Raw genomic sequence first — 14,731 nt, 5'->3', positions numbered from 1 at the left:
CATCAGGCCTGACGAATGCCGGGCGGGTTGCCCTTGAGCGCAGAGGCGCGATAGTCATGGGGATCGAGGCGGCGGATCAGCGCCAGTTGCTCCGGCGTCGGCGCCACGGTCTGCTTGAGGTCGGCGGCCTTGAGCAGCGGGAAACCGGTTTTCTCCTGTACCTCTTCAAAGCTCACGCCCGGATGCAGGGAACGCACCTGCACGGCCCGGTCCGGTCCGCCGAAGTCCATCACACACAGGTCGGTGACGATCAGGCGGATGTCCATCAGGTCGCTGCGCATGCCCTCTTCCCAGCGCTCGGGCTTGAAGCCGACACCCGAGACCATGTCCACTTCCCCGGCGACAAACGCCCGGGTGTTGTGCGACGGCACGAAGAACGAGTTGATATGGTTGATGCTGTTGCCCGGCAAACCGCGCACCCCGAGCATTGCCACCTTGGGCTTTTGGTAGTCGCCAATGCACGACAGGTTGGTCTGGCCCCAGCGGTCGATCTGGGTCGGACCGATCATGGCGTGGCGACGCCCGCCCCACACGCACTCGAACACCCGCTCGAACGACAGATAGCCCGAATAACGCGGTACAAAATCTCCACGCGGCCCCAGGGGGATAGGCTCTTCCACCAGAAATGCCTCGCTGTCGGTCATCAACAGTTCCGGGCTATGGGTCAGTTTGGCCAGGCTCGCGCCCAGGCGCGGGATTACCCCCAGGCCCGAAGCAATCACTTCGCCGTTACCGCGCCAGGCTTCACAGGCGGCCACGATCAACAGTTCAGCCAGGGTAAATTCGCTAGTAGCAGTCATGTCCACACTCCTCAAAACACGGGCAGCGGCAAAGCGCTCAATCGATCGACCCCGCCATTGCTGGCCTGGTAGGCGCTTTCGCCCGGGGTCACAAACTCGGCTACATAACCTTCCCAGCCACCTTCTTCTGCAGCGCTGGCGCTGTAGCGTTTCAAGTGGCTAAGGTCCCAGCCGTAATCGGACGGGCAGGCTGTCGGATGCGCACCAAAGGGTGCATGCACCACGCCGCTGACCAGATAACGTTCGAAGGTGTTGAAGCGGGCCTGGGCAGCATCCAGGTTCAAGCGCTCCTCGATCCGCTCACAGGAGACAAAGCACTGTTTGGCGGCACGGGCATACAAATGATCGAAATAAGGATCGGGGCCCGTTACCAGGGTATTGCCCAGGCGGTCGGCAACGTTGACGTGCAAAAAGGCGATATCCAGATTCAGCGCCGGCATGGCCAGCAACACCTCGCCATCCGCATAGGGCGACTGCACCTGCTTGATCCCGGGGTTCAGGCGGCTGACATCGGTGGCCAGGCCACAACGGGTCGGCAAGAACGGCAGACGCATGCCGGCGGCCCGCAGGCCCCATTGCAGCATGCCCTCGTCCAGTTCCATCAGCTCCAGTTCTCCGGCCTCGCGGGCCTTGCGAAAGTAGGCTTCGAGCGGGATGGCATCGAGGGTGGCAAAGCCGAAAATCAGTTTTTTGACCTTGCCGGCAGCGCAGAGCATGCCGACCTCGGGACCGCCATAGGCGACCACGGTGAGATCCTTGACGTCAGAACGCAGGATCTCGCGCACGATCGCCATGGGCTTGCGCCGCGGGCCCCAGCCGCCGAAGCCGATGGTCATGCCGTCGCGCAGTTGGCCGACCACGTCTGCCGCTGTCATTTGCTTGTTCATGTAGTGCTCCTTACGACTGTCCTGCGGAGAAGTCATGGCCCCACAGGCTTACCCGGGTGAATTCAAAAGCGCTGTGGTCCTGCCAATCCACCAGCAAGCCGCCATAGCCATACTCCAGGTCAAAACCTGAAGGGGTTTTCATATAGAAAGAGGTCATGCGGTCATTCAGATGCTGGCCGAGGGTGGCCGATAGCTGTACGTCATGCGCGATGCGCCGGTCATGGGCGCGGCCCACTTCAGTCATCGACTCGACCTCGACCATCACATGCACGCAGCCGGACGGCACCGGGTACTCGGCCAGGGCCAGGCTGTGGTGACGGCTGTTTTTGCAATGCAGAAAATGGATGCGAATCGGTGGTGCCGAAGGGTCGGGACGGAAGTTGAAAATATCCGACAGTTCAAAGCCCAGCACATCCTTGGCAAACGCCAGGGTGGCATCGAAATTTGGCGCGGGCAGTACGGTGTGGCCCAGGCCCATATCACCGGTGACAAAACCCGGCACTCCCTGGGGCGAGACAAAGGGCTGGCAATCGGAGCGATGGCCCCAGCTCAATTCATGGCGGTTACCTGAAGGGTCGGTGACGTGCAGCAGTGCTTGCACACCGCGCTGATCGCACTGTTCGGCGCTGCCCAGGCGCCAGTTGACGTCGGCCTGATCCAGCACTTCGATCGCGGCGTTGAAAGCCTTTTCGCCGGCCAGCTCCCAACCGGAAGCCAGATACCGCGACTCACCGCCCGGCACGATAAGCATGCGATACGGACGCTCATCCATCTTCACGTACAAGCCGCCGGCGGGTGCTTCGCTGACCATCATCCCGAGCACGTCTTCGGCGTAACGCTGCCATTGAACGGGATCTGCAGACTCTGCAACGAAGTAGCTCAAACCACGAATGTCGATCATGTGCCTGCTCCTCAATGCCTGTATTTATTGGCTTGGAGGAGTATGGGAAGGATGGGGGTGGGGTTCATCGTCCGTTGAGACTAAAGCGCTCAGGTGGGGCGCCTTAAACCGGTGGGAGCGGGCTTACCCGCGATGCAGGCGGCGCGGCGTGTCATTAAAACCGCATCGATAGCATCGCGGGCACGCCCGCCCCCACAGGGCATCACATATACAAAATCACCAGCTCATTGATCACCGACGGCCGCTCGCTGCCCAGCACATGGGTATTGAGTTCCAGGGTCAGCTGAGTACCGCTTCTGACCCGCTCTACCCGCTTGACCCGGGCCCGCGCATGGATGGTCGAGCCCGCCGGCACCGGTGCCGGGAAGCGCAGGCGATCCGAACCATAGTTGACCATATTGGTGAACCCGGTGATCTCGTAACCCAGGTTGAGTTTCATCCGTGACTGCAGGATCTGCACCAGCGCACCGTGGGCGATGGTGCCGCCAAACGGGCTTTGCTTGCGCGCACGTTCCGGGTCGGTGTGGATCCAGTAATCATCCCCGGATAACTGGGCAAAGCTGTCAATCAGGCCCTGATCGACCACCACCTGGTTGCTCCACGGGCTGAACTCGTCGCTGACCAGCGCCTGCAGGCCCTCTTCGTCATCCAGGGCAATCTGGCGCACTGGCACTGCGGTTTCTGGCACCGGTTGCTCAACCGTACGCAGCGTCTTCAACGCCTCGGCATCCTTGTCCAGCCCGGTAAAACGCAGCAGCCGGTTGCCCTTGGCATCGACCTCGGCAAATACCGGTTGCAGGCGCATGCCCACTTTGACTTCAGACTCGTCCAGCCCGACCAGATTGGTATTGATGCGCACACCCTGATCCAGCTCGACCACCGCCAGTATCTGCGGCATTTCATCGGCAAAGTCCGGCAGGGTCGCGATGCGTGTCACGGTAAAGCTGTACAGCGTCGCGCCACCGCTGACTTCACGCCAGGTCAGGGCATGGGTAAAGCACGCCGGGCAGTGCCTGCGCGGGTAAAACACCCAGTGGCTGCATCGTTCACATTGCTGAATCAGCAGGCGCTCGGCCTTCAGGCCTTCCCAGAACGGTGCAGAAATCTCGGTCGGAACCGGCATTGGTTTGTTGTTCGACATCGGATTTATGCTCCCTGAAGTATCAATGCGCCCTGCTCACTCATCACCCCACCGGTGCCTGAGACATATACCGTGTCGCAGCGTTTGAGCTGGCGCTCGCCCGCTTCACCGGCAATTTGCGTCACCGCCTCGATCACCTGGCTCATCCCCCCCGCCGCGCCGGCCTGGCCAAAGCTGAGCTGGCCGCCATGGGTGTTCATCGGAAAATCGCCGCGCCAGGTCAGGTCGTGTTCACGCACAAAGTTCATGCCTTCGCCCTTGGCGCAAAAACCGGCGTCTTCCAGGGTCAGCAAGGCGGTGATGGTGTAGCAGTCGTAAATTTGTGCCGCATCCACATCGGCCGGTTTGAGCCCGGCCATTGCGAATGCGCGCTGCGAGGCAGGCCCGATAGGTGTGTGCAGCATGTCCTGGGCATAGGACGGCGACTTGAACGCCAGGTGCTCGCCGAAGCCGGTGATCCACGATGGCCGCTTGCGCGCCCGTGCTGCCACCTCTTTGGAGGCGATAATCATCGCGGCGCCACCGGCCACCGGCATGACGATTTCCAGTACATGCAGCGGGTCGGCAACTTTTTTACTGGCCAGCACTTGCTCGATGGTCAGCGGCTGGCCGTAAAACATCGCTTCTGGGTTGTACTGCGCATTGGTGCGCTGATCGACCGCGATTTTTGCCAGTGCCCGCGGGTCATAACCATATTGCGCGGCATAGCGCTGGGCGATCATCGCGTAGCCGGTGTTCTGGCCCATATGCCCATACGGCAAGTCGAACTCGGCTTCAGGTGCACCGAACGCTGTGCTGTGGCCGCCAAAGCGCATGGCCCGGGCCATCCAGCTGGCGTCTTCATCCGGGCCCATGGGCGCCATGCGTGCGGGCAGCACACACAGCACCGCCTGGCACAAACCCAGCTCAATCGCAGCGGCAGCGCGCCAGACCATGCCCACCGAGGTACAGCCGCCAAGGTCGACCACTTCGGCAAAATTCAGGCGCAAGCCCAGGTACTCGGCGGCCATGGCCGGGACGAACACTGAGGCTTCATGAAAATGCGGGCCATTGATCACCAGCCCATCGAGATCCGATGCCTGCAAGCCGGCATCCTGTAACGCCCGGGCCGCCAGGTCAGCCACTTGTTCCAGATGGAACATGCGCGGGGCCGTGGCGTATTTCTCCGGTTTGTACTGAGCGCTGCCAACAATGGCGGCATGACCTTTAAGACCCATGGTTTTCTCTCTTTAAAAGTGCAAATCAGGCCGTTCCGTGGGAGCGGGCTTGCTCGCGCTGGCACCGACGCGGTTCTGCTGCAAAACCTCAGTGCCTGTATCGCGAGCAAGCCCGCTCCCACACAGGGGCAGGCAAGTCGTCAGAACGTGTATTTCATCGAGAACGTGGCGTAGTCACGGTCTGCCAGCGGGCGGTAGATCGGGTCGGGGGAGCCCAGGTACCCGATATACCTGAGGGATACTTCCAGGTTGCCCAGGTATTTGAAGGTGGTACCCGCACTCAGGCGCCTGTCCCCCGCCACCCCGGCAATGGTTCCCGACATCGGTGCCGCACCGCTGAATACGTTGGAGAAGGTGAACGGCACTTCAAGGTCCCAGCCCTGGAATACGCCCGGGTAACTGAACGAGGCGCCCACGGTGTAAGCGCTCGAAGAGCGGGTACGCCAGGCCGTGGCCGTTTTGTAGGTGTACTGATCGGACGGTTGCACGGACGGCACCAGCGACGGCAACAGGCCCACACCTTCAAGGTTCGGCGCGGCAGAGGTTTCGTCGGCGTGGTCGGCACGCACCGTGACAAACTCACCGGTCAGGGTGGTCTGGCTGGCCCAGGGGCGGTCCCCCAGGATGCGCATGGCCGACAACTGGAACTGTTGGCCCTTACCCTTGGCCGGCACCGGGCCCAGACCGGTATTGACCATCACCGGAGCACCGTCGCGATAAGACCACTCCGCACCAAGCTGGTACTCGCCAAGCTTGGTGGTGGCACTGATACCGGTGAGTTTGATGTCTTCAAAATATTTGACCCGGTAGCCGTTGGCCTTGTAAGCCAGGCCACCGGGGCCTGCCGGTATCGGGTCCCAGCCCACCAGCGCAGTGGCCGGGTTTTTGTCGTGGTACACAACATGGAACAGCGATACTTCGAGGTCGGTAATCGGCCTGTAGCGGACCTGAGCACCCCACTGGCCGCTGTCGCGCGGCTCGTCGGTGCCCAGGTAAGGCACCTTGTTGGCGCCCATATACAAAAATTCGCGGCCCGGGCCGATCACGTCGGAAGTCGACAAAAAGCTGCCCACCGGCGGCAGTTCGGTGCCCTTCCACTCGTACTGCACATAACCGCCCAGGGTAATTTGCGGGTTGATCCGGTAAGACGCCGAGAACTGCCCCACCGGCAGCAGCACCTCTTTGACCTCAACCCCCGGCTGCGCGGCCTTGACCGCATCGGACGGGTTCTGCACGCCGTTGACGCCAGGGTAGTAAAGGCTCTCGCCCCATGACTCGATATGCCGACCCGCTTTTACGTCGAGCATGGTGTCGTTTTCAAAACGCCAGCCGCCAAACACATAAGCGTCGAGCAGGCGCGTGCGGCCACCGCTGTAGTAGCGGGTGTCACTGGTGAACTCGTCGTTGTCGCCGTATTTGTTGACGGTGGCCGGTGAATCGTTGTCATTCTTGCGGTGATACACATCGTCGTAAAAGGTACTGGCGCGCACCACCGCACCGTAGTTGTCTTTGCGCAGGATCATTTCGCCCAGCGCGCCCACCCGGTTGGTGGTGAGGCTGTGCTGATCAAAGTTGCGGTTCGGATCATCGACGTTGACCCCCATCAACCGGCCGCTGGGATTGCCCAGCCGCGTACCGATGCCATAGCTGGTGGTGACCGACCAATCAATCGTGGTGCCGTCATCGAACTCGATGGTGTCCCCTGCCCACAGCGGGCTGCAGACCAGCGCCACGGCAACGGCCAGGCCACTGGCCTGGAAGTTGTGCGGGCGCTGCCCTGAACAATTATTGTTATTTTTATTGATCACTCTGCCTCTCCTGATTAGCGACTCGGTGGCCGCTTCGATGGGTTCAAGCGTCATTGCGTTGTGTTCAAAGCAACTCAAGCGGGTCGAACTTCACGACTCCTGTCGGGGCCTGTCGATAACGATGCAGCCCTCCTTCTTCCTCACGAACGAGCGCCCCCTCGGCCATAAGGTAATTGGCATGCGCCAACGTCTCGCCTAGCGCCATCAGCTCGTCGAAACGGCCTGACAGTTTCTTGAACAGCACCCCCATCATTTCCAGCCCGGTGCGCGGTTGTTCGCACGCTGCCAGCAACTGCTGCAGGTGCTGGCGATGGTGGTCGCGCAACTGGTCCAGGCGCAGATGCAGGTTGTAAAACGGCCGTTCATGGGCCGGCAGCACCAGTACGTGGTCGGGGATCGTGCGCAACCGTTCGATCGAGTCCAGCCAGTCCCGCAAAGGGTTGGCCTGAGGCTCGCTGACATACACGGCAATGGTGGAAGTGATGCGCGGCAACACCTGGTCGCCGGAGATCAGCAAACCATCGTCCGGCGCATACAGACAGGCGTGTTCCGGTGAATGACCGTTCCCCATCACCACCTCCCAGCGCCGCCCGCCGATGGTCAACTGGCTGCCCTGGTTCAACCGGGTAAACCCCGCCACCAGTTGCGGGCGAAAGTGCTCGCCCTGGATCAGCGGCAGCAACGCCGTCGCGCGCTCGGCGCTGAAGCCGGCCTTTTGATAAAAATCCAGAAACGCCCAGTCCGGTGCCGTCGCTCGCGGCGGGCCATGGTGCAGCGCCTCGAACTCGCCATGGGTCATCAGCACCGGGCAACGAAATCGCTCGGCCAGCCAGCCCACCACACCGGTGTGGTCACTGTGAAAATGGGTGCAAATGACCGCCTTGAGGGGCAAGCCAGCCATGGCTTCGACAAACACCTGCTCCCACACGGCGCGACATTGATCGCTGTTCAGCCCGGTATCCACCGCCACCCAGCCGTCACCGTGACGCAGCAGATACAGGTTGATGTGATCAAGGCCAAACGGCAGCGGCATGCGCAGCCAGAGCACGCCCTCGGCCACCTCCTGCACCTGGCCGCTGGCCGGGGCCTGTGGCCAGGGGTAGCGCAGGCCGTCACGCCATTGATGGCCTTGAGCGTCGAGTTCATTCATGGCCGGCACCTGCAAACGGCAGCAGACCGTTACGGGCCAGCACTTGCAGGGAGTACGGCTGATAGGTGCGGCTACTTTCATCGCGCACAAACAGCGGATCGGCAAACAACTGCGGCGCGTAACCCTGACGCTGCAAATCAACCTTGCGCAGCTTGAAGGTGCTGGTCAGGTCCGCCGCCAGTGTTACCCGTACAAACACCGGCGCGGCATAACGCGGCAAACGGGTTTGCGTCAGCTCATAAAAAGCCTGCGGGTCAAAGCTATGCCCGGGCTGCATCAAGATCGCCGCCATCCCCGCACGGCCTTCGTGTTCAGGTACCTGCACGCCGTACACGTTGATCAGTTCAAGCCCCGGCATATCACTCAGGGTGTCGGCCACTTCCAGGGTTGAGACGTTCTCGCTTTTCCAGCGGAAGGTGTCGCCGATGCGGTCGACAAAATAGAAATAGCCGTCGTCGTCATAACGCAGCAGATCGCCCGAACTCCAGTAGGCATCACCACGTTGAAACACATCGCGGCGGATCTTGCTCTCGCTGGCCGCAGTACTGGTGTACCCCTCGAAACGCCCACCGCCTATCTGCGGGTGATCAACGATAAAGCCCATTGCCTCGCCGATTTCTCCCGGTTGGCACAACTGGTAAAAACCGTTTGCATCCCGCGGATGGCTGTCGCTTTCCACGTCGTAACGCACCAGGCGCAGATTGGTGCGGCTCCAGTCCGGCACGCGACCACAGGAGCCCACATAGTTGTCGACATTGATCAGGTTGGCGTTGGCTTCGGTGGCACCCCAGCCCTCGAACACCTGGATCGGGCCAAAACGCTCCAGCCAGCGCTGCCAGGATTCAGGCGTGAGCCCGGCGCCGAGCATATGGCGCAAACTGTGCTCGCGCTCACCGGTCACCACTGGCTGGTTGAGCAGGTAGCGGCAGATCTCGCCGATGTACTGGAACACGGTAATGCGGTTGCGGCGCACATCCGGCCAGAACTCACGCACGCTGAACTTGCGCCGCAACACAATGCTCGCACCTGCGCGCAGTGCCGTGGACGTCACCGAAGTGGCCGCCGCGCCGTGGTACAGCGGCAGGCAGCAGTAAAATACGTCGTCACAGGTGGCCCCCAGGGTGACTTCCATCACGTCACCCGAGGACAACCAGCGCATATGGCTATAGCGTGCCGCCTTGGGCAAGCCGGTGGTGCCCGAGGTAAATATCAGCAGCGTGGTGGTTTCGGCCGTAATCGCCGCACGCACGTCACGGGCGAAGACCGTGGCCGGGGCAGCGGTAACGTGCTGTTCAAAGTCAATATCGACAAAGGCCGGCAGCTCGCCGTCAAAGGGGTTCAGTGCATCGTTGACCAGCCACAGCGGGACATCGGGCAAACCTTGAGTGCCCAGCAGATTGGCCAGGCATTCTTCGCCCACCACCACCGCCCTGGCCGCCGTGGATTGCAAGGCATGCACCAGTGGCTTGCCACTGACCTGGGTGTTGATAAACGCCACCACCACACCGAGCTTGACCAGCCCGAACCAGCTGTAGAAAAACTGCGGACGGTTCTCCATGGCAATCGCGCACACATCCCCGGGGCGCAGGCCCTTGGCGTAAAACACATGGGCCATGCGATTGGCCTGGGCTTCTACGGCGGCGTAGGTGACACGCTGCTCGCCGTCGATCAAAAAAGGCCGATCGGGGAATGCACGTGCCTGCCCTTCAAGACGGTCGGCCAGGGTATACAGGTCCGCCGGTTTGATCTGGCCGCTGGCCGCAGAACGCAAATCCAGCAGTGCCTGGGTCTGATCACGGGGCACGGGCTGTTGTCTGACTGCCGTCAGAGTGCTGATGCGGGACATGTCGTTCATGGCGCCACCGCCTCGGCCAGCGGGTAATCGCTGTAGCCTTCCGGGCCAGGTGAGTACAGGGTCTTGCGGTCGAAGCGGGCAAGGGGCAAGCCCTTGCGCAAGCGCTCGACCAGGTCCGGGTTGGCAATAAAGTGCCGGGCAAACGACACCGCATCGCCCTGCCCGGCCTGCAGCGCGGCTTGTGCCGATTCGCCGTCAAAACCGTCATTGAGGATCAGGCCGTTGCTGCAATGACGCTGGGCCAGGGCAAAGGCATCCAGTTCCGCCAGCGGTGAGCGCATGATATGCACATAAGCCAGGCCCATCGGCTCGGCGGCCTTGCACAGGGCAACTGCGGTGGCCAGCGGGTCTTCGTCATCGATATCGTTGAACGGATTGCCCGGGCACAGGCGCAAGGCGACACGCCCGGGGCCAATAGCCGAAGCCATCGCTGCCAGCACCTGCTGCGGGAAGCGCACGCGATTTTCAACACTGCCACCGTACTGGTCTTCACGCCGGTTGCTGCCCGAGGCCATGAATTGCATCGGCAGATAACCGCTGGTGCAGTGCAGCTCGACGCCATCAAAACCGGCCTGGCGTGCATTGAGTGCGGCCTGGCGGTAATCTTCGATGACCTGTTCGATGTCGTGCGGCGACAAGGCCTGCGGCTCGTCGGTATCGACCATCCCGGCAGTGTCGGTAAACAGCTGGGTGCGGGCGCGCAAGGCCGACGGCGCTACCGTGGCGGCGCCTGCCGGTTTGTTGTGGGCGCTGGCTGCACGCCCCACATGCATCAGTTGCAGCACAATCAGGCCACCTTCGGCATGCACTGCATCGGTCACGGCTTTCCAGGCGGCAATTTGTGCCGGGGAGTAAATCGCCGGGGTGCGACAGTAGCCCAGGCCACTGGCCGAGGGCGCCGTGCCTTCGGCGACAATCAACCCGGCAGAAGCGCGCTGACGGTAATACTCGACCATCTCGGCCGTCGGCACCCCGTGTTGATCGGCGCGGCTGCGGGTCATGGGCGCCATGACGATACGGTTGGCCAGTTCAAGCTCACCCAGGCGCACGGGTTCAAACAGAATGCTCATGGTATTTCCTCAGCGCACGCGGATTTTCGGTGCGCCAGCCCCACGGCGCAGGGTGGCAAGAAAGTGCTCGAGCGGAGCCGCTGTCGCCACTTGCGGCAGTTGCTCCTTGTCCGGGCGGCTGGCCCAGAACTCGGTCCACGACGGGAACAGATCGTGGAACGTACCGGCGTAGGGTTCGCGCCCCGGCCAGCGCATTTTTTGCGTGCCGATCGGCGGTTTGTTGAGGTCACTGGCGTACCAGTAGCACGGCAGGCGACGGCGGAAATACCAGCGCCCCTGCATGCGCTCATAGTCATCCCAATAGAGCATTTGCATGGTCACCCACTCGGGGCCGGTCTCGTGCTCGTTCTTGGAATACACCACGCCCACGGCATGGTCCGGGTCGGTAAACTCGATCAGGTGCTGGCCCAGGTGATGGGAAGTGCCATGAAACTGGTCGCGTAACGTGTCGTCGACCCAGGCCTTGAGGTGCGCACGCCCGGTTTTCTCGCGGCCTACGCGAATGTCTTCGGCAAACAGATTGACGTGGGCATCGAGGTCACGCATGTCCAGCGACAACGAATATTTACCAGCCAGCTGGCGGATCTCATCAATCGATTCCAGCCGATCGAGACGGGCTAACAAAGCGCTCTGTTCCATAAAAGGGTCCTTATTCCAATACCGTGTACAGCTCACTGCTGCGTCCGCCATCCACCGGCAGGCAAGCACCGGTGATGTATGAAGCTTCGTCACTGGCCAGGAACAGAATGGCGTTGGCCACTTCCACCGGCTGGCCGACGCGCTTGAGCGGGATCAGTTTTTCGGTATTGGTGCGCGTCTTGTCATCGGTGAGCATGCCTGCCGTGGCCGGTGTCTCGACCACACCCGGGCTGACCACGTTGCAACGGATGTTGTGGCTGGCACCTTCACTGGCCGCAGCGCGGCTGAAGTTGATCACCGCGGCCTTGGCCGCCGAGTAACCGGCCATCCACGGCGTACCGAACTGCCCGCAGATCGAGGCCAGGTTGATGATCGAACCGCCGCCCTGGGCGCGCATCAGGCCCATGGCCGTGCGTGTGCCCCAAAAGGTGCCGTCCACCGTGGTGGCGAAGTTCGAATGCCAGTCAGCGGTCGAGGTGCTGTCAATCGCGCCCCAGCTGTAGGCCATGGCGTTGTTGACCAGAATATCCAGACGGCCGTGGCGCTGTGCCGCCTCGCTGATGGCGCCGACATAAGCGGCTTCATTGCTGACATCGGCCACCGCGCATTCGGCGCGGCCGCCGCTGTCACGGATCTGTGCCGCTACGGCTTGCAGCGGCTCGATGCGTCGCCCGCACAACACCACCAGCGCGCCTTCTTCGGCAAAGCGCAACGCCGTCGCCGCGCCGATGCCTGAACCGGCGCCGCTGATAAAGGCAATTTTGTCTTGTAAACGAGTACCCATGATCTGCTCTCCCATTGCTGTGCGCGGCACTCAGATAAACGCCATGCCGCCGTTGACCGCGAGGTTCTGACCGGTGATGAACGCTGCGTCATCACTGGCCAGAAAGGCCGCGACGCGAGCGATTTCATCGGTTTCACCCATGCGACCCAGGGGGATGGCCTTGAGCATGCTTTGCATCCAGTCGTCCGGGATGTCAGCCATCATCGGCGTGTTGGTCGGGCCGGGAACGATGGTGTTGACCCGTATGCCGTTGCCTGCCAGTTCGCGCGCCATACTGCGGGTCAGGCCCATTACCCCGGCCTTGGCTGCACAGTAATGGCTCGGACCTTCGCCGGTCAGGGCGGCGGTGCTGGAGATATTGATAATCACGCCGGGCGTGGCAGCGGCGAGCATCAGCTTCACCGCTTCTCGGCTGCAGAAAAACGGCCCGGTCAGGTTGACCCCGATCACTCGTTGCCAGTGTTCGTCCGGGGTTTGTGCGAAGGCATCGATGGAGCCGATACCGGCATTATTGACCAGCACATCGAGGCTGCCGAAATGTGCATGCACGGCAGCCATCGCGGTGGCGACCGAGTCGCTGTCAGCGACGTTGCAGGACACTGCCAGGGCCTTTTCGCCCAGCCCTTCAATGCTTTGACGCGCGGCATCGAGGTTGATGTCGGCGGCGACAACCTTGGCCCCCTGCTCGGCAAAGTGACGAACAATCGCTCGTCCCATGCCCTGGCCTGCACCGGTTACAAACGCCACTTTGTTAAGCAATTTCATCCTGTTCTCCCACCTGCCCGAAGTCGGCCCGCCGGTAAGCCCGGACGGTGTATGGGAGCAATCATTGACTGCGGCTAAAAGCTGAACATCGTCCGATGGGACTAAGCAGCTCAAGAGCGGATGACGACGGTAGCAGCTGACGAGCAGGCTAGTTCCTACGGCAGCTGCAGAAACACTGCAACTGTGGGAGCGAGCCTGCTCGCGAAGGTCGTTCGCGAGCAGGCTCGCTCCCACAATAGGGCTTGACCTGCAACAGAGTATCTACAGCTTTCATCCCCAGAGAGATTCTGTGCATGACCGGCTGGTCTAAATGGACGATGTTCCTCCAGCCGGTTCGTGGAATAACTCACTCACTAGAACAAAAACCGGGAGACCCGTCGTGTCCATACCCTTGCGCCCCACCTGGCGAACCCATTACGCACTGGGCGTTTTGGCAGCCATCTATATCTTCAACTACATAGACCGGCTGCTGATGGCCATTTTGATCGAACCGGTGAAGGCCGAGTTCGGCATTTCCGATACCGGTATAGGTCTGCTTTCAGGTGTGACCTTTGCCGTGTTCTACACCCTTTTCGGCTTTCCGCTGGGGCGCCTGTCCGATCGGATCGGGCGCAAAAAAGTCATCGCCTTCAGCTGTATTGCCTGGAGCGTCATGACCATTTTCTGCGGCTTTGCCGCCAGCTTTACCATGCTGGTGATCGCCCGGATCGGGGTCGCTATCGGCGAAGCCGGGGGCACCGCGCCGTCAATGGCCATGGTCTCGGACCTCTACCCGCCCGACCGCCGCTCGACCGCCCTGTCGGTATTGATGCTGGGCTCAAGTCTGGGGGCGATTTTCGGCCTCGGTCTGGGCGGCTGGATTGCCCAGCATTACGGCTGGCGTTTCGCTTTTGTGGTGATCGGCGCACCGGGGATTTTGCTCGGATTGATCCTGCTGTTTACCGTGCGGGCACCCAAGCCGGCGATGCTGGTCAGCCCCAATCTGGTCGCGCAAGACCACTGGCTGGTCACGGTTCGCGAGTTGTTCCAGACACCGTCCTTTCTCTGGCTGGTGTGCACCGGCGGCTCGGCGGCCATTGCCGGTTATGCCATCGGCACCTGGAGCCCGAGCTTCCTGATCCGCTCCCACGGCCTGAGCCTGCAGGACGCGGGCCTGCTGGCCGGGGTCGCAGGCGGTGCCGGGGCAACCATCGGCACCCTGACCTGCGGCATTTTGTGTGATCGCCTGGTGCGTCGCGACAAGGGCTGGCAAATCGGGGTGCCGCTGCTGGGCACGCTGATCAGCATCCCGTTCGGTCTGGCGTATTTCCTCTGGCCAGTGGGCACTGCATTTTATATGGGCAGCACACCCATGCCGACCGCGTTTCTGTTTTATTGCGTATTCAGCTTTTTTGGCACCTGGTGGGCAACGCCCTGCCTGGGCGCCATCTCCCATCTGTTTCCAGCCACCCGCCTGGCCCAGGCCACTGCAATTTTTGTAATGGCCATGACCCTGCTCGGGGTCGGTGTCGGGCCGCTGCTGATCGGCATGCTCAGTGACGGCTTTGCCCATACCCTGGGCAACGAAGGCCTGCGCTATGCCCTGGCTTCCTGTATCTCGCTGCTGGTTCTGGCCTCGGTGTTTCTGGCCATGGCCTTGCCGCGCTACCGCAACCACCTGATGAACAAGACCCCGACCCCAGCACCGCTGGCTGACGCGGCCACTGCCTGACAA

At 61.7% G+C, this 14,731-nt stretch carries 13 protein-coding genes; 1 reads left to right on the top strand and 12 read right to left on the bottom strand.

What is annotated here, in order from left to right; translation table 11 throughout:
* Window positions 1–2 precede the first annotated feature (2 nt).
* From GHN92_RS02775 to GHN92_RS02720, 12 genes are all read right to left on the bottom strand, one after another.
* Window positions 3–800, bottom strand: coding sequence for a CoA-transferase subunit beta (locus GHN92_RS02775; RefSeq protein WP_095000414.1), 798 nt, complete (start codon window positions 798–800; stop codon window positions 3–5).
* 11 nt (window positions 801–811) lie between these two features.
* A complete protein-coding gene (locus tag GHN92_RS02770) occupies window positions 812–1,687 on the bottom strand; it encodes a CoA transferase subunit A (protein ID WP_095000415.1) in 876 nt (291 codons plus the stop codon).
* Window positions 1,688–1,697: 10 nt separating this feature from the next.
* On the bottom strand, window positions 1,698–2,588 hold the full coding sequence (locus GHN92_RS02765; RefSeq protein WP_095000416.1) for a VOC family protein: 891 nt from the start codon (window positions 2,586–2,588) through the stop codon (window positions 1,698–1,700).
* A gap of 202 nt (window positions 2,589–2,790) precedes the next feature.
* On the bottom strand, window positions 2,791–3,729 hold the full coding sequence (locus tag GHN92_RS02760; RefSeq protein WP_095020036.1) for an OB-fold domain-containing protein: 939 nt from the start codon (window positions 3,727–3,729) through the stop codon (window positions 2,791–2,793).
* Between the two features lie 5 nt (window positions 3,730–3,734).
* Window positions 3,735–4,946: a thiolase family protein gene (locus GHN92_RS02755; protein ID WP_095000418.1), complete on the bottom strand. Its 1,212-nt coding sequence runs from the start codon at window positions 4,944–4,946 to the stop codon at window positions 3,735–3,737.
* 140 nt (window positions 4,947–5,086) lie between these two features.
* Complete coding sequence (locus tag GHN92_RS02750) at window positions 5,087–6,754, bottom strand: DUF1302 domain-containing protein (protein WP_095023571.1); 1,668 nt, start codon at window positions 6,752–6,754, stop codon at window positions 5,087–5,089.
* 64 nt (window positions 6,755–6,818) lie between these two features.
* A complete protein-coding gene (locus tag GHN92_RS02745) occupies window positions 6,819–7,904 on the bottom strand; it encodes an MBL fold metallo-hydrolase (protein WP_153379326.1) in 1,086 nt (361 codons plus the stop codon).
* Window positions 7,897–9,759 carry a long-chain-acyl-CoA synthetase gene (locus GHN92_RS02740; protein WP_153379325.1) on the bottom strand — a complete coding sequence of 621 codons (1,863 nt, stop codon included), beginning with the start codon at window positions 9,757–9,759 and terminating at the stop codon, window positions 7,897–7,899. The genes GHN92_RS02745 and GHN92_RS02740 overlap by 8 nt, the downstream gene beginning before the upstream one ends.
* Window positions 9,756–10,829, bottom strand: coding sequence for an alkene reductase (locus GHN92_RS02735; protein ID WP_095000422.1), 1,074 nt, complete (start codon window positions 10,827–10,829; stop codon window positions 9,756–9,758). The genes GHN92_RS02740 and GHN92_RS02735 overlap by 4 nt, the downstream gene beginning before the upstream one ends.
* A gap of 9 nt (window positions 10,830–10,838) precedes the next feature.
* Window positions 10,839–11,468: a nuclear transport factor 2 family protein gene (locus tag GHN92_RS02730; protein WP_095000423.1), complete on the bottom strand. Its 630-nt coding sequence runs from the start codon at window positions 11,466–11,468 to the stop codon at window positions 10,839–10,841.
* Between the two features lie 10 nt (window positions 11,469–11,478).
* Window positions 11,479–12,252, bottom strand: a complete 774-nt coding sequence (locus GHN92_RS02725) for an SDR family NAD(P)-dependent oxidoreductase (RefSeq protein WP_153379323.1) — start codon at window positions 12,250–12,252, stop codon at window positions 11,479–11,481.
* 30 nt (window positions 12,253–12,282) lie between these two features.
* Window positions 12,283–13,017, bottom strand: a complete 735-nt coding sequence (locus GHN92_RS02720; protein ID WP_095000425.1) for an SDR family NAD(P)-dependent oxidoreductase — start codon at window positions 13,015–13,017, stop codon at window positions 12,283–12,285.
* 379 nt (window positions 13,018–13,396) lie between these two features.
* On the opposite strand from GHN92_RS02720, the gene GHN92_RS02715 reads away from it, so the two are divergent.
* Window positions 13,397–14,728: an MFS transporter gene (locus GHN92_RS02715; RefSeq protein WP_095020041.1), complete on the top strand. Its 1,332-nt coding sequence runs from the start codon at window positions 13,397–13,399 to the stop codon at window positions 14,726–14,728.
* Window positions 14,729–14,731 lie beyond the last annotated feature (3 nt).

It is taken from the genome of Pseudomonas sp. FSL R10-2964 (genome assembly GCF_009600035.1).
GTDB classification, from domain to species: Bacteria; Pseudomonadota; Gammaproteobacteria; order Pseudomonadales; family Pseudomonadaceae; genus Aquipseudomonas; species Aquipseudomonas bubulae.
Note: the sequence above shows the minus strand (reverse complement) of the source record. Positions and strands in the feature narration are given on the sequence as shown.